At 60.2% G+C, this 21,501-nt stretch carries 17 protein-coding genes and 1 riboswitch; of the genes, 14 read left to right on the plus strand and 3 right to left on the minus strand.

Annotated features, from left to right (window positions below; genetic code table 11):
• Positions 1-281 precede the first annotated feature (281 nt).
• Entirely contained in the window at positions 282-605 is a 324-nt protein-coding gene (locus ACM5SV_RS10735) for a hypothetical protein (RefSeq protein ID WP_026157315.1), read from the minus strand.
• A 120-nt stretch (positions 606-725) separates the two neighbouring features.
• On the opposite strand from ACM5SV_RS10735, the gene ACM5SV_RS10740 reads away from it, so the two are divergent.
• The 8 genes from ACM5SV_RS10740 to pstB all read left to right on the plus strand — a co-directional run bounded on the left by ACM5SV_RS10740 (position 726) and on the right by pstB (position 9,382).
• Positions 726-1,154 (plus strand): CoA-binding protein, encoded by a 429-nt coding sequence (locus tag ACM5SV_RS10740; protein WP_017993605.1) that lies wholly within the window; start codon positions 726-728, stop codon positions 1,152-1,154.
• 117 nt (positions 1,155-1,271) lie between these two features.
• Positions 1,272-2,555, plus strand: a complete 1,284-nt coding sequence (locus tag ACM5SV_RS10745; protein WP_221963850.1) for an O-acetylhomoserine aminocarboxypropyltransferase — start codon at positions 1,272-1,274, stop codon at positions 2,553-2,555.
• Positions 2,556-2,578: 23 nt separating this feature from the next.
• Positions 2,579-2,923: a cupin domain-containing protein gene (locus tag ACM5SV_RS10750; RefSeq protein WP_026157316.1), complete on the plus strand. Its 345-nt coding sequence runs from the start codon at positions 2,579-2,581 to the stop codon at positions 2,921-2,923.
• A gap of 228 nt (positions 2,924-3,151) precedes the next feature.
• Complete coding sequence (locus ACM5SV_RS10755) at positions 3,152-5,281, plus strand: EAL domain-containing protein (protein WP_222014285.1); 2,130 nt, start codon at positions 3,152-3,154, stop codon at positions 5,279-5,281.
• Positions 5,282-5,631: 350 nt separating this feature from the next.
• A complete protein-coding gene (gene pstS, locus ACM5SV_RS10760) occupies positions 5,632-6,654 on the plus strand; it encodes a phosphate ABC transporter substrate-binding protein PstS (RefSeq protein WP_222014284.1) in 1,023 nt (340 codons plus the stop codon).
• Between the two features lie 87 nt (positions 6,655-6,741).
• The gene (gene pstC, locus ACM5SV_RS10765; RefSeq protein ID WP_222014283.1) at positions 6,742-7,719 is read left to right on the plus strand and encodes a phosphate ABC transporter permease subunit PstC; all 978 of its coding nucleotides are present in this window, start codon (positions 6,742-6,744) and stop codon (positions 7,717-7,719) included.
• A 2-nt stretch (positions 7,720-7,721) separates the two neighbouring features.
• Positions 7,722-8,579 carry a phosphate ABC transporter permease PstA gene (pstA, locus tag ACM5SV_RS10770; RefSeq protein ID WP_222014282.1) on the plus strand — a complete coding sequence of 286 codons (858 nt, stop codon included), beginning with the start codon at positions 7,722-7,724 and terminating at the stop codon, positions 8,577-8,579.
• Positions 8,576-9,382 (plus strand): phosphate ABC transporter ATP-binding protein PstB, encoded by an 807-nt coding sequence (gene pstB / locus ACM5SV_RS10775; protein ID WP_206642399.1) that lies wholly within the window; start codon positions 8,576-8,578, stop codon positions 9,380-9,382. Before pstA ends, pstB begins: the two co-directional genes overlap by 4 nt.
• Positions 9,383-9,407: 25 nt before the next feature.
• Here pstB and ACM5SV_RS10780 read toward each other — a convergent pair whose 3' ends face one another.
• Together ACM5SV_RS10780 and ACM5SV_RS10785 are read right to left on the minus strand one after the other, a co-directional pair.
• Entirely contained in the window at positions 9,408-10,652 is a 1,245-nt protein-coding gene (locus tag ACM5SV_RS10780) for a cytochrome P450 (RefSeq protein WP_222014280.1), read from the minus strand.
• 61 nt (positions 10,653-10,713) lie between these two features.
• Positions 10,714-12,129 (minus strand): GGDEF domain-containing protein, encoded by a 1,416-nt coding sequence (locus ACM5SV_RS10785; protein ID WP_419425187.1) that lies wholly within the window; start codon positions 12,127-12,129, stop codon positions 10,714-10,716.
• Positions 12,130-12,420: 291 nt separating this feature from the next.
• On the opposite strand from ACM5SV_RS10785, the gene clpP reads away from it, so the two are divergent.
• The 6 genes from clpP (at position 12,421) to ACM5SV_RS10815 (ending at position 21,496) form a co-directional block, all read left to right on the plus strand.
• Positions 12,421-13,050, plus strand: a complete 630-nt coding sequence (gene clpP, locus ACM5SV_RS10790) for an ATP-dependent Clp endopeptidase proteolytic subunit ClpP (protein ID WP_012756949.1) — start codon at positions 12,421-12,423, stop codon at positions 13,048-13,050.
• Between the two features lie 303 nt (positions 13,051-13,353).
• Entirely contained in the window at positions 13,354-14,631 is a 1,278-nt protein-coding gene (clpX, locus tag ACM5SV_RS10795) for an ATP-dependent Clp protease ATP-binding subunit ClpX (protein ID WP_003547337.1), read from the plus strand.
• 401 nt (positions 14,632-15,032) lie between these two features.
• Positions 15,033-17,450 carry an endopeptidase La gene (lon, locus tag ACM5SV_RS10800; protein ID WP_012756950.1) on the plus strand — a complete coding sequence of 806 codons (2,418 nt, stop codon included), beginning with the start codon at positions 15,033-15,035 and terminating at the stop codon, positions 17,448-17,450.
• Positions 17,451-17,656: 206 nt separating this feature from the next.
• Positions 17,657-17,932 carry a DNA-binding protein HupB gene (gene hupB, locus ACM5SV_RS10805; RefSeq protein WP_003547346.1) on the plus strand — a complete coding sequence of 92 codons (276 nt, stop codon included), beginning with the start codon at positions 17,657-17,659 and terminating at the stop codon, positions 17,930-17,932.
• A gap of 122 nt (positions 17,933-18,054) precedes the next feature.
• A riboswitch (FMN riboswitch) is annotated at positions 18,055-18,209 on the plus strand.
• A 91-nt stretch (positions 18,210-18,300) separates the two neighbouring features.
• Positions 18,301-19,212, plus strand: coding sequence for a DMT family transporter (locus ACM5SV_RS10810; protein WP_113545965.1), 912 nt, complete (start codon positions 18,301-18,303; stop codon positions 19,210-19,212).
• A gap of 73 nt (positions 19,213-19,285) precedes the next feature.
• Positions 19,286-21,496, plus strand: a complete 2,211-nt coding sequence (locus ACM5SV_RS10815) for an esterase-like activity of phytase family protein (protein WP_171815678.1) — start codon at positions 19,286-19,288, stop codon at positions 21,494-21,496.
• Positions 21,497-21,501: the final 5 nt, after the last annotated feature.

Below are 21,501 nucleotides of genomic sequence, written 5' to 3' on the forward strand. Positions count from 1 at the left end.
GTTCAATCCATGCGATCCTTTCAACTATGAGCTGTTTCTAATGGATGCGGGAACAAAGAGCGATGGTATCGCGAACAAAAAGAGAAAATCTCTAGAGGAATGCGAGAACCGTTTATTCTATGGTACTGAAATATAGATATTATTCTATAACTTTGATATACGGGAAAATTAAAGCTCCTGATTGTGCAATCGTTACGAAATCGCACCGCGGGATTGATCACAAACCTTTCGCAACCGCGAAAGGCGCGCAGTTCCTGCGTCCGCCATGACGGCGAAAAACATCAGAGCTGATGATTGGGAACGAAGAGCATCCCGTCAAGGTTGTCGATGTTCTGGCAGTTCAGCACTTGGCAGCGAGGAGTGTCTTTCGAAGGGATATGCGTCCATTCCGCATAATCGGTCGCGTCGCAATAATTGCTGTTGCGGACATAGCGATCGTAGAGCGGCAAGCCACGGGGAGACTGGTAGCGGAAGATGACCGCGCCCTGATTGTGGATGGCGGCACGCACGCTGGCACAGCTCATGGTGAGCGGATTGTAGCGCGAGATCGCCGACGCCGGCGATGCGGCGAGCACGAGCATGAGGGCAAGAGCGATTTTTTTCATCGAATCATCCTCAGGAAGTATCCAATTCATATATACGGGAAAGACAGCAGCCGGTTTCATGGAAACCCAAAAAAACATGCCGGCCGTGCCGAAGGGCTCTCGGGAGTTGGAGAAGCGGACATGAATCACGACGCCTACACGGATGATTACCTCGCCGGAATCCTGCATTCGATAAAGACCATAGCGCTGACCGGCGCCTCGCCCAATCCGGCCCGGCCGAGCAACGGCGTCATGGGCTATCTGCTGTCGCGCGGCTACGAGGTCATTCCCGTCAATCCGGGGCAGGCGGGCAAACAGATCCAGGGCCGCACCGTTTATGCCCGGCTCGCCGACATTCCCGTGCCGATCGACATGGTCGACGTATTCCGCGCCTCCGAATATCTGGATGGGGTCGTCGAGGAGGCACTGGCGCTGAGCCCGCTGCCGAAGATCATCTGGTCCCAGCTTGGTGTCCGCGACGATGCGGCTGCGGCAAAGGCGGAGGCTGCCGGCATCCAGGTGGTGATGAACCGCTGCCCGGCGATCGAGTATCCTCGTCTTATTGCCTGAGTTGCGGTCCGCGGAGACGGATTTTCCACGGAACGCCCATGGGTTGAAACGGATCGCGATTAACTTTCGCAAGCGACAGGCTATGATCCTGGACGTCAGCAATAACGGGAGGACGACATGGCCAAGAACGATCCGGGATTCAACACGTTGGCGATCCATGCCGGTGCGCAGCCCGACCCAACGACTGGGGCGCGGGTAACGCCGATCTACCAGACGACCGCTTTCGTCTTCAATGATTCCGATCATGCCGCCGCACTCTTCGGTCTGCAGGCTTTCGGCAATATCTATACCCGCATCATGAACCCGACGCAGGCGGTACTCGAGGAGCGTGTCGCAGCGCTCGAGGGCGGAACCGCAGCCCTTGCCGTCGCCTCCGGCCATGCGGCGCAGGTGATCGTCTTCCACAATATCATGCGTCCTGGCGAGAATTTCATCGCTGCCCGCCAGCTCTACGGCGGCTCGATCAACCAGTTCGGCCACGCCTTCGAGAATTTCGGCTGGCAGGTGCGCTGGGCCGATGCCGCCGATCCGGCAAGCTTCGAAAGCCAGATCGACGATAAGACGCGCGGCATCTTTATCGAAAGCCTGGCCAATCCCGGCGGTACCTTCGTCGATATCGCCGCCATCGCCGACGTCGCGCATCGCCATGGCCTGCCGCTGATCGTCGACAACACGATGGCGACACCCTATTTCATCCGTCCGATCGAACACGGCGCCGACATCGTCGTGCATTCGCTGACAAAATTTCTCGGCGGCCACGGCAATTCCATGGGCGGCCTCATCGTCGACGGCGGCACCTTCGACTGGTCGAAATCAGGCAATTACCCGATGCTGTCGAGCCCGCGGCCGGAATATAACGGCATGGTTCTGCACGCGACTTTCGGCAATTTCGCCTTTGCGATCGCTGCCCGCGTGCTTGGCCTGCGCGACCTCGGGCCGGCGATCTCGCCCTTCAATGCCTTCCTGATCCTGACCGGCATCGAGACGCTGCCGCTCAGAATGCAGCGCCACAGCGACAATGCGATCGCCGTCGCGAAATGGCTGAAGGCGCACAGCAAGATTGCCTGGGTGAATTATGCCGGCCTCGACGACGACCCGAACCACGCCTTGCAGCAGCGCTACTCGCCGAAGGGCGCCGGCTCCGTCTTCACCTTCGGCGTCAAGGGCGGTTATGAGGCGGGCAAGACGCTGGTCGAGGGGCTGGAGCTCTTCTCCCATCTCGCCAATATCGGCGATACCCGTTCGCTCGTCATCCATCCGGCCTCGACGACGCACCGGCAGTTGACCGACGAGCAGAGGATCGCTGCCGGCGCGGGGCCTGACGTGGTTCGCCTTTCCGTCGGCATCGAGGACGTCAAGGACATCATCGCCGATCTCGAACAGGCGCTCTCGAAGATCTGAGATCAACGAAGTCTATGGTGACCATGACAAACTTTCTCACCTTCAGCATCGACGGCGTCGAACCCGAGTTCGGCGCCCCTGAAGCCGATCGGATTATCTCCGGCGATCCGCATTTCCGTACCTGGAATCTGGAGGAGGCCGAAGGCGGCCTCTATTCCGGTATTTGGGAGGCGACACCGGGCAAGTGGCGGATCGTCTACGAGGAGTGGGAATATTTCAGCCTGCTGTCCGGCCATTCGATCGTGACGGAGGACAGCGGTGAGCCGGTTCATCTGAAGGCGGGCGACCGGATGATCCTCAGACCCGGCTTCAAGGGAACGTGGGAAGTCGTTGAAACGACTCGCAAGGACTATGTGATCAAGGTTTGAGCGGGCCAGCAGACCGACGCTGACGATGGCGGACGGTCCCGATTTGCGGCGATGACGGCCCGTTTCTGCGAATGGCGGCGCCTCTTTCCCGGATAGCACGCTTTTAACCAAACCCATTAATCGGGCCTACATCGGCAAATGCTAAACCTTATCTGCAGCGCATTGCGGACATGATGTCTCCTGCCGTCCCACAGACATGGCCTTGCAATTAATCTTTGCGGAATTTGCATGTCGTCGAATCTTGCAGCCAGGCACGTTCGGACTCAAACGTCTTCCATCATTGCGACAACCGTCTGTTTCCTTGTCGTCGCCCTCGTATTGACTGGCCTGATGGCGCATGTCGTCGTCACCATGACCCGCTCAGTGAACGAGATCGACGATGCCAGGGCCAGTCGCGCCGCCCGCGCGGCGGTCGCAGCCTTTGTGGCTCGCCTGAGCGGGACAACGACGGACAATGCCATATGGGACGATGCCTATAGTGCGGTCTCATCTCCGGCCGCTGCGGATTGGGCCTATGAGAATTGGGGAAAAACCAGCGAGGATTATGCGCTTTATGACGGCGCGATCGTGACCGGCCCTGACCGGTCTTCGATCGTCTCGGCCTATGCCAAAGGCAAGCCCTTCCAGCCGAGCACGTTTTTCGGGGAAGCTTTTTATCAGCAGATCAATGCTGCTGCCGCTCCGGCGAAGGCGCCGGTGGTCAATTTCATCAAGACCGAAAGCGGTATAGCGCTGATCGCCTCGCAGGCGATCCAGCCGTTCGAGACCGCCGCCGAGGTTCCGAAGTTCAGCGTGCTGAGTTTCTATAAGGAGTTTACGTCGGAGGTTCTCGACACTCTCTCCAACGAACATGAACTCGAGGGGCTGAGCCTCGAGACGACCCCCAAGCCGGGATCCCTGAACACGCCGATCACCGACATGAAGGGAGCCGTCATCGGCTATCTCGTTTGGCCGAGCAAAGCCCCCGGAAGCGCCGTGTTTCATCAGGTCTATCCCTATGTTGCAGCTTCTACCGTCATCCTTTCACTATTCTTGATCGGCGTTCTGTTGGTTGGCGCATCCGAGGCGCGGCGCCTGCGCCAACTGGCGCAAACAGCTCGCTTCGAAGCGAGCCATGACAGCTTGAGTGGCTTGTTGAACAGACAGGGGCTTCTCCGCCTGCTGGAGGATCTGGAGAGCCGGGATCCTTCATCGCCGCGGCTTTACTTGGTTGACCTCGACGGCTTCAAGGCGGTCAACGATGCTTGGGGACATGCGGTTGGGGATGATTTGATCCGGATCGTCTCGAACGCGCTGATGACCAGTCATCCCGAAGTCCTGGCCGCGGCCCGGCTGGGAGGCGATGAATTCGCGCTGGTGCACGTTGGATCCACTGCAGGCGAAGAGATCGAAGAGGCGATTCTGGCGCTGTTTGCCGAGCCCTTCAAAATTGACGGGCGAACGATCGAAGTTGGCGCAAGCATCGGAGCTGCGGCGCGCGATGGAGACATATCGCCTTTGGAGCTTCTTCGCAGAGCCGACATGGCCCTCTATCGTGCCAAGGCAAATGGCAAAGGTCAGGCGATTGAATACGACCCCGAACTGGACCGGGAACGCATACGGGTCGCCGAGCTGGAAGGTCTCTTGAAAAACGCCATCGTCAGCGGCGCAATCGAAGCCGTTTTCCAGCCTCTCGTCTCTGCTTCGACCGGTGCTGTCACCGGTCTTGAAGCACTGGCGCGCTGGAAAACTGCAACGGGAAACATCAGCCCGGAAATATTCATCCCTCTTGCTGAAAGATGCGGCCTCATCGATGCCCTTGGCGTCCATATGCTGAGAACGTCGATCGGGCATGCCAAGAGCTGGCCCGGTCTGACTTTGTCGGTGAATGTTTCGCCGATCCAGCTCTGCAATCCGGAATTTGCTGCCCAAGTGATCACGATCCTGCAGGAGTTGGATTTCAATCCAAACCGCCTGACACTGGAAATCACTGAGGGCGTTCTGATGACAAATCCGGATCAGGCCCGTCGGTCGATAGACCAGCTCAAGCGCGTCGGCATAAAGTTTGCTCTTGATGATTTTGGCTGCGGCTACGCCAGCATCGGTGCATTGCGGCAGTTTGGGTTTGATCGCATGAAGATCGACCGCTCGCTGGTGTCCGCTCTCGATGAAACCGCAAATGGCGCCGATATTCTTCGGGCAACCATCTCCCTGGCGACTGCTCTGCAGATTCCCGTGACCGCGGAAGGTATTGAGAATAGCCGTCAGGCGGCGATCTTGCGAGACGCCGGCTGCGATCAGCTTCAAGGGTATATGCTCGGAAAACCCATGTCGGCATGCGACATATCCAGCAGGCTGCAAGAAGAGTCGGCCGCGTGATCTCGTAAAGGCCACGAATTCGGCATCGGGCCTGAGCGGCCCGGCATATCGAAATCCTGAAAACGACATTTCCAGGCGTCGCTGCGGCAATCCACCACAGCCATGCGTCAATCTATCCCAATGTTTTTGCTAAGGCTTTGTTAAGTCCGCGATTCAACGAAAAGGCCGCAACTGCAGCATTTGAGGCACGGCCTCACGTTCGGTTGCAACCGTCAAATTCCGTCATCAAACTGTAATAAAACGCGCCTAGCCCGCCTGCTGTGACGAGCGTTTCAGCGCCCCAGACAATGGACACCCCCTCCATGGCGCTGGTCTCGTTGTTTTTCAAATCCATTAGGGAAGCGCTTCATATGCTCACCAAGAAACTTCTTTCGGCCTGCCTCGGCGCCGGCCTGGTTGCCGCTCTGGCGGTTTCGGCGTCCGCCGCCGATATCACCGGCGCCGGCTCCACCTTCGTTTATCCCGTCCTCTCCAAATGGTCTGCGGACTACAACAAGCAGACCGGCGACAAGCTGAACTACCAGTCGATCGGTTCGGGCGGCGGCATCGCCCAGATCAAGGCTGCAACGGTTGACTTCGGCGCTTCCGACGCTCCCATGAAGCCGGAAGACTTGACGACTGGCGGCTTTGGTCAGTTCCCGCTCGTCGTCGGCGGCATCGTGCCCGTCATCAACGTCAAGGGTATCAAGTCGGGCGAACTGAAGCTCACGGGCAAGGTTCTCGCCGACATCTACCTCGGCAATGTCACCAAGTGGAACGACAAGGCCATCGCCGATCTGAATCCCAGCCTGAAACTGCCCGACAGCCAGATCGCCGTCGTCCACCGTTCGGACGGTTCGGGCACCTCCTTCAACTGGACCAACTACTTCTCCAAGGTCAACGAAGACTGGAAGAGCAAGGTCGGCGAAGGGACCGCCGTCAACTGGCCGGTTGGTATCGGCGGCAAGGGCAATGAAGGCGTCGCCGCTTACGTCACCCGCGTCAAGGATTCGATCGGCTACGTCGAATACGCCTACGCCCTGCAGAACAAACTGCCCTACGTTCTGATCCAGAACGCCGCAGGCCAGTATCCGAAGCCGAATGCGGAAAGCTTCTCGGCTGCTGCCGCCAGCGCCGAATGGACCAAGGCTCAGGACTTCTACCTGATCATGACCAATGCTCCGGGCGAAAAAGCCTGGCCGGTGACCGCCACGACCTGGGCGATCATGTACAAGGAGCCGAAGGATGCGGCGCGCTCCAAGGCTGCCTTCGCCTTCTTCAAGTGGGCGCTCGAAAACGGCCAGAAGGAAGCCTCTGCCCTCGATTACGTTCCGCTTCCGGAAACTCTCGTGAAGCAGATCGAGGATTACTGGACGGCCTCGTTCAAGGGCTGATCCTGACGAAACTGCGGTCGGGGCGGGAAGCGAGGCTTTCCGCCCCGAATGTCTTTGACACCCCTCAAAGCATCAGAGCGTACGGATATGAGCGAAGCAATGGCATCGCTGCCCGCCACAACCGCGGGCGTGAAGCGCCGCGACGGCGCCGCAGGCGATCGTATTTTTTACTGGATAGTTTTCGGCTGCGGCCTGTTTGTTCTTGTCGCACTCTTCACAGCGGCGTTCTCCATGGTCTGGGACGGGTTTCTCGCGTTCCGGACCTTCGGCTTTGGCTTCCTGACCGGCATGGAATGGGATCCGGTTGCCCAGCGGTTCTCGGGCCTGGTACCGATTTACGGCACGCTGGTCACCTCGGCGCTCGCCATGATCATCGGCGTTCCCGTGAGCCTCGGTATCGCCGTTTTCATTACCGAAGTTGCGCCGCGCTCCATTCGCGGCCCGATCGGCGGTGCCATCGAGCTTCTCGCCGGTATCCCCAGCATCATTTACGGCATGTGGGGTCTCTTCACCTTTGCCCCCTTCATGTCGGACTACGTCCAGCCGGTGCTGATCGACTGGCTAGGCCCGATCCCGGTAATCGGCGCATTGTTCACTGGCGCCCCGCTCGGCATCGGCATGCTGACGTCGGGCATCGTGCTGGCAATCATGATCATCCCCTTCGTCTCCTCGGTCACGCGCGACGTCTTCCTGGTCGTCCCAGCGCAGTTGAAGGAATCGGCCTATGCGCTTGGTTCGACCAAGTGGGAAGTGGTGCGCGACATCGTCATCCCGCACACCCGCACCGCGGTCGTCGGCGGCATCTTCCTTGGTCTCGGCCGCGCGCTCGGAGAGACCATGGCGGTCACCTTCGTACTCGGCAACACCCATAACATCGCGGTGTCGCTGATGGAGCCCGGCACGTCGATCGCTGCGACGCTCGCTAACGAATTTGCCGAAGCTTCGGATGACCTCTACAGGTCGTCGCTCTCGGCGCTCGGTCTCATCCTCTTCGTTGTCACCTTCATCGTTCTGGCGGCCGCCAAGCTCATGCTGGTGCGCATGGCAAGACAGAGGGGAGAGTAATCATGACCACTCATTCGGGTTCCCTATACCGTCGTCGCCAGATCGGCAGCATGATCGCACTGTCGCTCTGCGGCATCGCCACCGTGGTCGGCCTGGTCTTTCTGGTTTGGATCCTCTGGACGACGCTGATACACGGCTTGTCCGCGCTCAGCCCCAGTCTCGTCACGGAAATGACGCCGCCGCCCGGCGAAGATGGCGGCGGTCTCGCCAACGCCTTCATGGGCAGCCTGATGATGGTCGCTCTCGCTGTTATCATCGGTACGCCGATCGGCGTGCTGGCCGGCACCTTCCTGTCGGAGTTCAGCCGCGGCAAGAAGATTGGCGAGGCAATCCGCTTCGTCAACGATATCCTGCTTTCGGCGCCGTCGATCATCATCGGCTTGTTTGTCTATGAACTGGTCGTCCGCCCGACGTCACGCTTCTCCGGCTTTGCCGGCGGCATCGCGCTCGCCTTCATCTTCCTGCCGGTCGTGGTGCGCACGACCGACGAGATGCTGCGGCTGGTTCCTGATGTCATGCGTGAGGCAGCACTTTCGCTCGGCATCCCGCGCTGGAAGGTAACGGTCAACATACTCTACCGCGCTGCCTCCACAGGTATCCTGACCGGTATCCTCCTTGCGATCGCCCGCATTTCGGGCGAAACCGCGCCGCTCCTTTTTACGGCTCTGAACAACCAGTATTGGAGCTTGGACATGTCGCAGCCGATGGCGAATATTCCCGTCGTCATCTTCCAGTTCGCTATGAGCCCCTATGAGCAATGGCAGAATCTTGCCTGGGCAGGTGCCTTTGTCATGACGGCGATCGTGCTTCTCCTCAGCGTCGGCTCCCGCGCCATCCTCAACCGCAGGAATACGAAATGATGCTTGAGAACAAAGCCTTCGAACCTCGTCCCGCCCACCTGGCCACAAGAGTCGACAAGATGGCGCTGACCGGCGTCAACTTCTATTACGGCGAAACCCACGCGATCCGCGACGTCACCCTGAGCTTTCCCGAGCGTCAGGTCTCCGCTCTCATCGGCCCGTCCGGCTGCGGCAAGTCCACGCTGCTGCGCATCCTCAACCGCATCTACATGCTCTACCCGAAGATGCGCGCCACCGGCTCCGTCACGCTCGACGGCCAGAACATCCTCGACCCTGGCTATTCGATGAACGAACTGCGCGCCCGCGTCGGCATGGTCTTCCAGAAGCCGGTGCCCTTTCCGATGTCGATCTACGACAATATCGCCTACGGTATCCGCCACCACGAGCGCATCTCCAAGGCCGAGATGGACGTCCGCGTCGAGCAGGTGCTGCGCTCGGCAGCGCTCTGGGAAGAGGTCAAGGACAAATTGAAGGGCAGTGGCCTCGGCCTTTCCGGCGGCCAGCAGCAGCGCCTCTGTATCGCGCGTGCCGTGGCGCTTCGCCCCGAGGTGCTTCTCCTCGACGAGCCGACCTCCGCCCTCGACCCGATCTCGACTGCCAAGGTGGAAGAGCTGGTCGCCCGGCTGAAGACGGAGTTCACTATCGTCATCGTCACCCACAACATGCAGCAGGCAAGCCGCATTTCCGACAATACCGCCTTCATGTATCTGGGCGAACTGGTGGAATACGGCCCGACCGCCGAGATCTTCCAGTCGCCGAAGGTCAAGCGCACGGAAGACTACATCACCGGCCGCTACGGCTGATCTGCGACCCCGGGGGAGGAATGGATCACCATTGCAGATCCAGCCGGTCCAGCCCGTGGAAATGGTAGACATCCTTGACCACAGGTGTCTTTGCCAGCCTCAGACCGGCCAGCCGTTCGAACAGGATCGGCAGCACGACGTTGAGTTCCAGCCGCGCCAGCGGCGCGCCGATGCAGAAATGGATGCCGGCGCCGAAGGAGAGGTTTGCCGCCTCGTTGCGGTCGGGCTTGAAGGTGAGGGGATCGGTGAATTTTGCCGGGTCGAGATTGGCGGCGGCGAGGATGAGGCTGACCTTGTCGCCGCGCTTGAAGGAGATGCCGTCGATTTCGGCCGGCTCCAGGGCCCAGCGCTGGAAGATATGAACAGGCGCGCAGATGCGCAGGGTTTCCTCGACGGTGCGCTCTGTCGTGGCCTCGTCCCGGAAAAGTTCCGCCGGATCGCCGCCGCTGTCGAGAATGGTGCGCACGGAGTTGCCGATCTGGTGCACGGTCGCCTCATGTCCCGCATTGAGCAGCACGATCGTCGTCGACACGAGCTCCTCCTCGGTCAGATACTGGCCCTTGTGCTCGGTGTGGATCATGTGGGTCAGCAGGTCGTCGCGCGGTTCGGCGCGGCGTTCGGCGATCACCGTCTTCACGTAGTCGGAAAATTCCTTCGATGCCCGTTCGGCCTCTTCCTCCTGCCCGCGCGTACGGCCGAACATGTACATGCGGACATAGGCGTGCGACCAGGTAAGCAATTGCGGTCCCATCTCCTCGGGGATGCCGATCATCCGGGCGATCATCGTCACCGGGATGATGTCGGCAAAGGCCGAGAGCAGCTCGAGCTCACGCTTCTCCGCGAAGCCGTCGATCAACCGGTTGGCGAGTTCGGCAAGCTCCGGCTTCATCTTCTCGACATGGCGGGAAACGAAGGCGCGGTTGACGAGCGTGCGCAGCCGCGTGTGCTCCGGCGGTTCGAGTTCGAGCAGGGAATAACGTTCCGAAAGATCAAAACTGGCAAGATGCGGCGTCGGCTCGGCAAGCCCGAGCTCCTCGCGGCTGGCGATATGCAGGATCTGCCGGCCGAAGCGCCGGTCGCGCAGCAGTCCGTTCACATGGTCGTAACCGGTGAAGAACCACTGTTTTTGCTCGCTCCAGTAGAAGGTCGGGCAGTGGGCGTGAAGTGCGGCATAGACGGCGTTCGGGTCGCCGTAGAAAGCCGGGTTGCGGCTATCAAGCGAGACATGACGGTTGGCGCGGTCGATCGAGAGAAAGGATGGGATCATCATGCGCCGAGCCTTATCGGATTTGCCGGACCTCGGAAAGATGTGAGGCGCGAGGGATCCCGGACTACCCGGCCCGTGACAGCGTGCCCATGCGTCGTAGCGCCTCGACCTGGTCGTCGACCGTCGGCACAAGTTCGCCGGCAGTGCAGCTCGGCGTGGCCGGTGCAGGGGTTGCGGCCTCCGCTTCGCCGAAGGTGACCGTGCAGTTGCGACCGGCGGCCTTCGCCGCATAGAGCGCCCGGTCGGCGGCCGAGATCAGCTTGTCGATATTGGCTTCGATCGAGGAGGCGAGCGCGATGCCGATGCTGACCGTGACCGGAACGATCGCTTCGCCGGTGCTGACGGGAAGACGGCAGAATTCGGTGCGGATCGCTTCGGCGATCGCCTCGGCTTCCGTCTGGTCCGCGACTGCGGCGAAGGCGGCGAATTCCTCACCGCCCATGCGGCCGAAGATGTTGTTTGGAATATACTGGCGGGCCATGCGCGCAAAGGCGGTCAGCACGGCATCGCCGGACTGGTGGCCGAAACGGTCGTTGACGCGCTTGAAATGGTCGAGATCGAAGAGAATCACCGCGACCTGGCGCTGCTCGTTATGAGCTCTTTCCTGGATGCCGTCGAAATAGCCGAGCAGGCCGCGGCGGTTGAGCACGCCGGTCAGCGAATCGGTCAGGGTGAGGGCACGCAGGTGCCGTTCGGAACGCTCCATGATCAGCCGGCAGGTGAACGCGAAGGCGATGGTCAGCAGGAAGGCGCTGGCCATGGCGGAGGCGCCGCCGAGATTGGTCGCCTCGATATCGCTCGGCAGCGTCAGCGCCATCGTCACTGCCGAGCCGAAGCACAGGCAGCCCTGGATGACGAACACGCCCATCAGCTTGATGCGGGTACGCTCACGGCGCATGTCGCCGGCGGCGACCGCCATCGCGAGTGCCGTTGCACCCGTCGCCGAAGCAAGGTTGTAGAGCACCACCCGGTTTGAATAATCGCTGTTGACCCAGGGCAGGAAGACCCCGGCGAGCCAGATTGCCGGCGGCAGCAGTGCCCACCATTCGATCCGCTTGCGGTCGAGCGCCAGAAAACCCGCCACCCAGGCGCTCTGGCCGAGCAGGGCGATGGCATTGCCCGCCTCTATGGAAAGCACGCTGGGGATTTCGCCGCGCAGCGCGACCATCGCAAAGCCGATGCCGGTCAGGAGGAAGCCCAGGCCCCAATAGAGATAGGCCTCATTCCTGACGTTGTGGCGCCAGGCGACGAACAGCACCAAAGCGAGCGTCATGGCCTCGGAACACCAGATGGCGAGACCTGTAGCAATATTGAACACGGCAGCAACCCCTTGTCTGTCAGTTCGCATCCTTGCCGAGGAAGCTCGCCACTTCCTTAATGCTGCTGCGCTGCGGCATGGTTTTAGGCCGATATCTGCCGGTAGGCTTTCCGTCGGGTAAACGTGTATAAGCACAGTCGAATGGAGTAAGCCTTCCTTCATCCTGTCATGGAGAAAAGCCGGGGGAGACCGTACCAAGGGCTCGCCGTTAACAGGCGTTTGGGGGAAAGAGGCTACCAGGAGCCGAAGTTCAATGCATGTCGCCCGGAAGTGTGCCGCGGTTCCGGGATAACGACATGCATGAAAAGTAGGAGCTTAGCCGCCTTGCCCCGCCTTCTTAACGTTATCCGCATGCGTGTCTTGAAGAGGAGGGCCGGGACACTCTATGTAAGGGTAAGATATTTTTTCTTTGATTCCCGGCGTCGGCCGGCGAGACGTTGACAAAGGACGCACATGAGAAACCCAGTCGATACCGCAATGGCCCTCGTTCCGATGGTCGTGGAACAGACCAACCGCGGTGAACGCTCCTACGACATCTATTCCCGCCTGTTGAAGGAACGCATCATCTTCCTGACGGGTACCGTCGAGGACCATATGGCGACGCTCGTCTGCGCCCAGCTGCTTTTCCTCGAGGCCGAAAACCCGAAGAAGGAGATCGCCCTCTACATCAATTCGCCCGGTGGCGTCGTCACCGCCGGTATGGCGATCTACGATACGATGCAGTTCATCAAGCCCGCGGTTTCGACGCTCTGCATCGGCCAGGCCGCGTCCATGGGCTCGCTGCTGCTGGCGGCCGGCCACAAGGACATGCGCTTCGCCACGCCGAACTCCCGCATCATGGTGCATCAGCCATCGGGCGGCTTCCAGGGCCAGGCGTCAGACATCGAGCGTCATGCCCGCGACATCCTCAAGATGAAGCGCCGCCTGAACGAGGTCTACGTCAAGCACACCGGCCGCACCTACGAGGAAGTTGAAAAGACGCTCGATCGTGACCATTTCATGGATGCGGACGAAGCCCAGAGCTGGGGCGTGATCGACAAGGTTCTGACGTCGCGCCTCGAAATGGAAGGCGAACAGGCCTAGTAATTAATAGGGATGGTGTTTTCCTCGCCACAGTTCTATCCCATTTGTGATTGAACAAGGGCTTTCATACGGCGACGAAGACGCTAATAGTAGCTATTAATGCTATGTTGAATTTTTATGACATAGCATTCGGCATTCGAAGGGGAGTTCGTTGCCGCCGGGACCAGGACATGATTGGTTGGGCCCGGTTCGTAGCCCCTGAAGCCCTTCTCGGCAAAGGCTCCGGAAACGGAGTGCCGCCAGGAGCTGATAGAGTGGACCGCGATTTCGCCTTGAAATGCGGCGTGCTGGAAGGAAAGTGATATGAGCAAGGTCAGCGGCAGCAACGGCGGCGACTCCAAGAACACTCTTTATTGTTCGTTCTGCGGAAAGAGCCAGCACGAAGTCCGGAAACTGATTGCCGGACCGACCGTCTTCATCTGCGATGAATGCGTCGAATTGTGCATGGACATCATCCGCGAGGAGAACAAGTCCTCGATGGTCAAGTCCCGCGACGGCGTTCCGACGCCCCAGGACATCATCAAGGTCCTCGACGAATACGTCATCGGCCAGCGGCAGGCGAAGAAGATCCTGTCGGTTGCCGTTCACAACCATTACAAGCGCCTGGCGCACGCCTCCAAGAACGGCGAAGTCGAGCTGGCGAAGTCGAACATCATGCTCGTCGGCCCGACCGGCTGCGGCAAGACCTATCTTGCTCAGACGCTCGCCCGCATCATCGACGTTCCCTTCACCATGGCCGACGCGACGACGCTGACCGAGGCCGGTTATGTCGGCGAGGATGTCGAAAACATCATCCTGAAGCTGCTGCAGTCGGCCGACTACAACGTCGAGCGTGCGCAACGCGGCATCGTCTACATCGACGAAGTCGACAAGATTTCGCGCAAGTCCGACAACCCGTCGATCACCCGTGACGTCTCGGGCGAGGGCGTGCAGCAGGCGCTGCTGAAGATCATGGAAGGTACGGTCGCTTCCGTTCCGCCGCAGGGCGGACGCAAGCACCCGCAGCAGGAATTCCTGCAGGTCGACACGACGAACATCCTGTTCATCTGCGGCGGCGCTTTTGCCGGCCTCGACAAGATCATCTCTGCCCGTGGCGAGAAGACCTCGATCGGCTTCGGCGCCTCGGTCAAGTCGCAGGATGACCGCCGCGTCGGCGAGGTCCTGCGCGAACTGGAGCCTGAAGATCTGGTCAAGTTCGGCCTCATCCCTGAGTTCATCGGCCGTCTGCCGGTTCTGGCGACGCTCGAGGACCTCGATGAGGACGCGCTGATCCAGATCCTGTCCGAGCCGAAGAATGCGCTGATCAAGCAGTATCAGCGCCTGTTCGAGATGGAAGACGTGGAACTGAACTTCCACGAGGACGCTCTTCGCGAAATCGCCCGCAAGGCGATCGTGCGCAAGACCGGCGCCCGCGGCCTTCGCTCGATCATGGAGAAGATCCTGCTCGACACGATGTTCGAACTGCCGACGCTGGAAGGCGTGCGCGAGGTCGTCATCTCCGAGGAAGTGGTGCGCGGTTCGGCCCGTCCGCTTTACATCTATGCCGATCGCCAGGAAGAAAAGGCCAACGCTTCGGCGTGAGCTTGGGCTTTCGTGTGATTATTTTGGGGGCTTGCCATTGGCAGGCCCCTTTCTATTTGAAAAACCATGCGAAGCGCTGTTAGTATTTGCCGGTGGGAACCGAAATTGCCTTTGCCGATGTTGCGGAAGGGGTCGTGCTTGGCAATGATGCAATGATCCGTAAGCCTCTTGCTGGCGTTTGCATTTTAGCCGGGTCGGAAGTGGTAAGCGCCGGTCCAGCCACGCGCTTCATAGTGTTGGCGTTCCGTTGTAATAAAGCTGTCACATCCGAGGGACGCGGGCGTTAGCGTGGCTTGAAAAGCGTAGTCAGAACCTCCACTTGTAGCAACAAGTGAGATTGCCGGCCGGTCCCAAGCGGCCGTGCAGAGAGCCCGGCAACGGGACGATGGAAAGGACATAAAATGACGAAGAAAACGTCTGTAGCGAGCAGCACCGCCTACCCTGTTCTGCCCCTGCGCGACATCGTGGTTTTCCCGCATATGATCGTGCCGCTGTTCGTCGGACGGGAAAAGTCGATCCGTGCGCTCGAAGAGGTCATGGGTTCCGACAAGCAGATCATGCTGGTAACGCAGATCAATGCTAGCGACGACGATCCGGATCCTTCCGCGATCCACAATGTCGGCACCGTGGCGAACGTGCTGCAGCTCTTGAAGCTGCCCGACGGCACCGTGAAGGTTCTGGTGGAAGGCCGCGCCCGCGCCGAGATCGACACCTATACCAGCCGCGAGGATTTCTATGAGGCGCTCGGCCATGTGCTCGAGGAGCCGCACGACGATCCGGTCGAACTGGAAGCCCTGTCGCGTTCGGTCGTCTCCGAATTCGAGAGCTATGTGAAGCTCAACAAGAAGATTTCGCCCGAAGTGGTCGGCGCCGCCAGCCAGATCGACGACTATTCCAAGCTCGCCGATACGGTTGCCTCGCATCTGTCGATCAAGATCACCGAGAAGCAGGAGATGCTGGAGACCACCAGCGTCAAGCAGCGCCTCGAAAAGGCTCTCGGCTTCATGGAAGGCGAGATCTCGGTCCTGCAGGTCGAAAAGCGCATCCGTTCGCGCGTCAAGCGCCAGATGGAAAAGACCCAGCGCGAATACTACCTCAATGAACAGATGAAGGCGATCCAGAAGGAACTCGGAGACGGCGAAGAAGGCCGCGACGAGATGAGCGAACTGGAAGAGCGCATCTCCAAGACCAAGCTGTCCAAGGAAGCCCGTGAAAAGGCCGATGCGGAGCTGAAGAAGCTGCGCCAGATGAGCCCGATGTCGGCGGAAGCCACCGTGGTGCGCAATTATCTGGACTGGCTGCTCGGCATTCCCTGGGGCAAGAAGTCGAAGATCAAGGCCGATCTCAACAATGCCGAGAAGATCCTCGAAGCCGATCACTTCGGTCTCGACAAGGTCAAGGAGCGCATCGTCGAATATCTGGCCGTGCAGGCCCGCGCCACCAAAATCAAGGGCCCGATCCTCTGCCTCGTCGGCCCTCCGGGCGTCGGCAAGACCTCGCTCGCCCAGTCGATCGCCAAGGCGACCGGCCGTGAGTATGTGCGTATGGCGCTTGGCGGCGTTCGTGACGAAGCCGAAATCCGCGGTCACCGCCGCACCTATATCGGCTCTATGCCCGGCAAGGTCATCCAGTCGATGAAGAAGGCTAAGAAGTCCAACCCGCTATTCTTGCTCGACGAAATCGACAAGCTCGGCCAGGACTATCGCGGCGATCCGTCTTCGGCTCTGCTCGAAGTGCTCGATCCGGCGCAGAACATGACCTTCATGGATCACTATCTGGAAGTCGAATACGACCTGTCGGATGTGATGTTCATCACGACGGCGAATACGCTGAACATTCCAGCGCCTCTGATGGACCGCATGGAGATCATCCGTATCGCCGGCTACACAGAGGATGAAAAGCGCGAAATCGCCAAGCGGCACCTGTTGCCGAAGGCCATCAAGGAACATGCGTTGCAGCCGGAAGAATTCTCGGTCAGTGACGACGCCCTGATGTCGATCAGCCAGCATTACACCCGCGAAGCCGGCGTCCGCAACTTCGAGCGCGAGCTGATGAAACTCGCCCGCAAGGCGGTCACCGAGATCATCAAGGGCAAGACGAAGGCCGTTCACGTGACGGCTGCCAACATCTCCGACTATCTGGGCGTCCCGCGCTTCCGCCATGGCGAAGCAGAGGGCGAGGATCAGGTTGGCGTCGTGACCGGTCTTGCCTGGACGGAAGTCGGCGGCGAGCTGCTGACCATCGAAGGTGTGATGATGCCGGGCAAGGGCCGCATGACGGTCACCGGCAATCTGAAGGAAGTCATGAAGGAATCGATCTCGGCAGCGGCCTCCTATGTCCGCTCGCGCGCTGTCGATTTCGGCATCGAGCCGCCGCGCTTCGACAAGAGCGACATCCACGTGCACGTGCCGGAAGGCGCAACCCCGAAGGATGGTCCCTCGGCTGGTGTCGCCATGGCAACCGCGATCGTCTCGATCATGACCGGCATCCCCGTGGACAGGCATGTGGCCATGACCGGTGAAATCACGCTTCGTGGCCGTGTGCTGCCGATCGGCGGTCTCAAGGAAAAGCTGCTCGCAGCGCTTCGCGGCGGCATCAAGAAGGTGCTGATTCCGGAGGAAAACGCCAAGGACCTGGCGGAGATTCCTGACAACGTGAAGAACAACATGGAGATCATCCCGGTATCCCGCATGGGCGAGGTGATCAAGCACGCGCTGATCCGGCGGCCGGAGCCAATCGAATGGGATGGCACGGTGGAAACGCCGGTCATCACATCGGTCGAAGGCCTCGATGAGACAGGCGCAACCATAGCGCATTGAGTGGCCTTTGCCACATTTATGCCCAATTGGCCCAAAACACGGAAAAAGGCTGGCGGAAACGCCAGCCTTTTTTGTGAAAACGTCATGTAGACGCTTGCTTTTCCTTGATTTGCAGGGCTTTTGGGTTTTCGGCGGGCCTGATGAAACCTATTCTGCGCCTAGCTTACTTTTGAGTCGTTTCATACCATTTAGAAAGGGGTGGAAACATGAACAAGAATGAACTCGTGTCCGCAGTAGCCGAAAAGGCAGGACTGACGAAGTCTGACGCGGCTTCCGCTGTTGACGCGGTTTTCGACGTTGTCCAGGCTGAACTCAAGAACAAGGGCGACATTCGCCTCGCGGGTTTCGGCAGCTTCACCGTTTCTCATCGTGCCGCATCGAAGGGCCGTAACCCGTCGACGGGCGCTGAAGTCGACATTCCGGCTCGCAACGTGCCGAAATTCACGCCCGGCAAGGGCCTGAAGGACGCCGTCAACGGCTGATCTGAGATTATCCGCCAGCCGGAAACGAGACCGGTTGTGTAGGATTTGAGAGGGGTTCGGCTTTGCCGGACCCCTTTTGTTTGGGCGGATCTTGCCGTCGCGGGGGCTTTGATCTACGACAGTTCTGTTCTCAGGGCGGGGTGAAACTCCCCACCGGCGGTAAGGGTTTCGGCCTGAGCCCGCGAGCGCCTTCTTTCGCGCCCATGCGGAGGAGGGGTCAGCAGATCCGGTGTGATTCCGGAGCCGACGGTTAAAGTCCGGATGGAAGAGAATGAGTGTCGGCCACGCGGAGGGCAGGGTTGCCCTGTGTCGCTTGGTCGTGGCTCATGCGTCCTGATTTATGTTGGTCCCTGTTTTGGATGAAAGACATGAATCAGACTTCTGTTGCCGTCGAGCCGTCCCGCGCCGTTGTCGGTGCCATCTGGATGGTCCTTGCCGGCATTGCCTTTTCGCTTCTCAACGTCGTCACCCAATGGCTGACGATGAAGCTTGCCTTTCCCTCGGCGTCCGCAGCCTTCTGGCAATATGGCTTCGCCTTCCTGTTTTCGCTGCCGTTCCTGAAGAGGCTCGGCCTTGCGGCGATGCGCACGCACTATCCTTGGCGTCACCTCGCGCGCGTCGCGCTTGCCGCGCTCGGCGTCGAGGCCTGGGTCGCCGGCCTTGCCACGGTGCCGATCTGGCAGGCGATCGCACTGGTGATGACCTCGCCCTTCTTCATCATTCTGGGCGCCCGGCTTTTCCTCGGGGAGCGCGTGGGCCCGGCCCGCTGGGCCGCGACGGCAGCGGGTTTCACCGGAGCGATGATCATTCTGCAGCCATGGTCTGATGGTTTTGGCTGGGCGGCTCTCTTGCCTGTGCTTTCGGCGCTGCTGTGGGGCGCCTCGTCGCTGATCACCAAGAGCCTGACAGGCATCGAACGGCCAGAGACGATCACCGTCTGGCTGCTCGTTCTGCTGACGCCGATAAATGGCGGGCTGGCGCTTGCGGCAGGCTTTGCAGTGCCGACGGGCGCAACCCTTGCCCTGTTCCTGCTGGCGGGGCTGCTGACCGCGGTAGCGCAGTATTTCCTGACGCTAGCCTATGCCGCAGCGGATGCCGCCTATGTCCAGCCGTTCGACGATCTGAAGCTGCCGTTGAACGTGCTGGCCGGTTGGCTGTTCTTCGGTTATGCGCCGGCGGGTTATCTCTGGCTGGGAGCGGCTCTCATCTTGTCTGCTTCGCTGTTCATCATGCGAAACGAGATGCGCCGGGAGCGCAAACCAGAGCCTGACATGATCTGACGCAAAATGCCGCATCTGTCATGCCTCTGTCATGCCGCTCGCGCAGAAAACTCATGTTTCGAATGTTCGACACATGGGGGATTTCATGACAATTTCATCGCGCAAGGCAGCGCTCGCTGCCGTGCTTCTCGCATCCGTCGCCTTTCCGGCCGCGGCCGAGCCGGTTTTCAACCGCATCGCTTCCTTCCCGGTCGCAGAGAACCTGCCTGTTGATAAGGACAAGCTTTCGGTGAGCTCCGCCGAGATCATCACCGCGACCGAAGACGGCAACACGCTGATCTATAGCGACAGCCCGCTCGGCGCGATCGGCTTTATCGACATTACCGATGCCAAGGCCCCGAAGGCCGGCGGCGCGCTGATGATGGACGGCGAGCCGACATCGGTCACCTGGAGCGCCGGCAAGGCACTGGTTGCCGTCAACACCTCCGAAAGCAAGGCCAAGCCCTCGGGCCGTCTCGCGATCGTCGACGTGGCGACCAAGAAGATCGAAAACACCTGCGATCTCGGTGGTCAGCCGGATTCGATCGCCCTCAACAAGGACAAGACGCTAGGCACCATCGCAATCGAAAATGAACGCGACGAAGACATCAATGACGGCAAGATCCCGCAGATGCCGGCCGGCGATCTCGTCGTCTTCCAGGTCAAGAACGGCACCGTCGATTGCGGCACCATCAAGCACGTGACGCTGGCCGGGCTTACCGGCGTCGCCCCTGAAGATCCGGAGCCGGAATTCGTCGCCTTCAACAGCCTGAACGAGATTGCCCTGACGCTGCAGGAAAACAACGAGATCGTCATCATCGACGCCAACACGGCTGAAGTGAAGACGCATTTCTCCGCCGGCAGCGTCGATCTCACCGGCATCGACACCAAGCGTGACGGCGCCCTGAAATTCTCGGGCGAAGCCAAGGGCGTGCCGCGCGAGCCCGATGCCGTGAAGTGGCTTGACGACAACCGCCTCGTCGTCGCCAATGAAGGCGACTACCAGGGCGGCTCGCGCGGCTTCACCATTTTCGACAGGACGGGCAAGCTTCTCTACGAATCGGGCGCATCCTTCGAACGCGCCGTCGCCCATATCGGCCACTATCCGGAAAGCCGTTCGGGATCGAAGGGCGTCGAGCCGGAAGGCCTCGAAGCCGCCAAGTTCGGCGACGACAAGTATTTCTTCCTGCTCGCCGAACGTGCCTCGGTCGTCGGCGTCTATAAGGATACCGGCGCCGATCCCGAACTCGTCCAGCTGCTGCCATCAGGCATTTCGCCGGAAGGCGCGATCGCCATTCCCGCCCGCAATCTTCTTGCGACCGCCAACGAGCTCGATCTCGGCAAGGACGGCGGCACGCGCTCGCATGTGATGATCTACGAGCGTTCGGAAGGCGAGAAGGCCTATCCGCAGATCGTCTCCGCCGAGAAGGATGGCAATCCGATCGGCTTTGCTGCCCTTTCGGGTCTCGCCGCCGTTCCGGGCAAGCCAGGCATGCTCTACGCCGTCAGCGACAGCGTTCTGGGCTCGCAGCCGACGATCTACACGATCGACGCCAGCAAGAAGCCGGCCGTCATCACCGACGCCCTCGTCGTCAAGCGTGACGGTGCCCCGGCTCAGAAGCTCGACATCGAAGGCATCGCGGCTGCCGCCGATGGCTCCTTCTGGCTCGCCTCGGAAGGCTACAGCGAGCGTCTCGTCCCGCACGCCCTCTACAACGTCAATGCCAAGGGCGACATCAAGGCCGAGATCGCGCTGCCGAAGGAGCTCGTCGCCAACGAAATCCGCTACGGCTTCGAAGGCGTGGCCATTGTCGGCACCGGCGACGACACCACGCTTTGGATGGCGGTCCAGCGCGAGTGGAGCGACGACGAGAAGGGCTTCGTCAAGCTCGTCTCCTACAATCCGAAGAAGAAGGAATGGGGTGCCGTTCGCTATCCGCTCGACAAGACGGAAAGCGGCTGGGTCGGTCTGTCGGAAATTTCGGCCGAGGGCGACAGCGTCTACATCATCGAGCGCGACAACCTCGTCGGCGATGCCGCCAGGCTGAAGAAGCTCTACAAGGTCGCGATATCAGAGCTGAAGCCCGCCAAGCTCGGCGGTGAGCTGCCGGTCGTCAAGAAGACCGAAGCCCACGACTTCCTCGGCGAGCTGAAGTCTGCCACCAACGGCTATGTGTTGGACAAGCTCGAAGGCTTCACCTTCGACGCATCGGGCAAGCCCTACGCGGTCACCGACAATGACGGCGTCAGCGACTCCTCCGGCGAGACCCTGTTCTTCCCGGTCGACCTGGTCGGCACGAACTGAGCTTC

This window comes from Rhizobium sp. CRRU65, from assembly GCF_048551595.1.
GTDB classification, from domain to species: domain Bacteria; phylum Pseudomonadota; class Alphaproteobacteria; order Rhizobiales; family Rhizobiaceae; genus Rhizobium; species Rhizobium leguminosarum_J.

What these genes read in the sequence shown, in the direction of transcription:
- ACM5SV_RS10780 (WP_222014280.1), bottom strand. Translation starts at nt 10,652, where the DNA reads ATGATGATCCCATCCTTTCTCTCGATCGACCGCGCCAACCGTCATGTC.
- pstB (WP_206642399.1), top strand. Translation starts at nt 8,576, where the DNA reads ATGATGCTTGAGAACAAAGCCTTCGAACCTCGTCCCGCCCACCTGGCC.
- ACM5SV_RS10745 (WP_221963850.1), top strand. Translation starts at nt 1,272, where the DNA reads ATGGCCAAGAACGATCCGGGATTCAACACGTTGGCGATCCATGCCGGT.
- ACM5SV_RS10735 (WP_026157315.1), bottom strand. Translation starts at nt 605, where the DNA reads ATGAAAAAAATCGCTCTTGCCCTCATGCTCGTGCTCGCCGCATCGCCG.
- lon (WP_012756950.1), top strand. Translation starts at nt 15,033, where the DNA reads ATGACGAAGAAAACGTCTGTAGCGAGCAGCACCGCCTACCCTGTTCTG.
- ACM5SV_RS10750 (WP_026157316.1), top strand. Translation starts at nt 2,579, where the DNA reads ATGACAAACTTTCTCACCTTCAGCATCGACGGCGTCGAACCCGAGTTC.
- ACM5SV_RS10740 (WP_017993605.1), top strand. Translation starts at nt 726, where the DNA reads ATGAATCACGACGCCTACACGGATGATTACCTCGCCGGAATCCTGCAT.
- ACM5SV_RS10785 (WP_419425187.1), bottom strand. Translation starts at nt 12,129, where the DNA reads ATGAAGGAAGGCTTACTCCATTCGACTGTGCTTATACACGTTTACCCG.
- hupB (WP_003547346.1), top strand. Translation starts at nt 17,657, where the DNA reads ATGAACAAGAATGAACTCGTGTCCGCAGTAGCCGAAAAGGCAGGACTG.
- pstS (WP_222014284.1), top strand. Translation starts at nt 5,632, where the DNA reads ATGCTCACCAAGAAACTTCTTTCGGCCTGCCTCGGCGCCGGCCTGGTT.
- ACM5SV_RS10755 (WP_222014285.1), top strand. Translation starts at nt 3,152, where the DNA reads ATGTCGTCGAATCTTGCAGCCAGGCACGTTCGGACTCAAACGTCTTCC.
- clpX (WP_003547337.1), top strand. Translation starts at nt 13,354, where the DNA reads ATGAGCAAGGTCAGCGGCAGCAACGGCGGCGACTCCAAGAACACTCTT.
- clpP (WP_012756949.1), top strand. Translation starts at nt 12,421, where the DNA reads ATGAGAAACCCAGTCGATACCGCAATGGCCCTCGTTCCGATGGTCGTG.
- pstA (WP_222014282.1), top strand. Translation starts at nt 7,722, where the DNA reads ATGACCACTCATTCGGGTTCCCTATACCGTCGTCGCCAGATCGGCAGC.
- ACM5SV_RS10815 (WP_171815678.1), top strand. Translation starts at nt 19,286, where the DNA reads ATGGGGGATTTCATGACAATTTCATCGCGCAAGGCAGCGCTCGCTGCC.
- pstC (WP_222014283.1), top strand. Translation starts at nt 6,742, where the DNA reads ATGAGCGAAGCAATGGCATCGCTGCCCGCCACAACCGCGGGCGTGAAG.
- ACM5SV_RS10810 (WP_113545965.1), top strand. Translation starts at nt 18,301, where the DNA reads ATGAATCAGACTTCTGTTGCCGTCGAGCCGTCCCGCGCCGTTGTCGGT.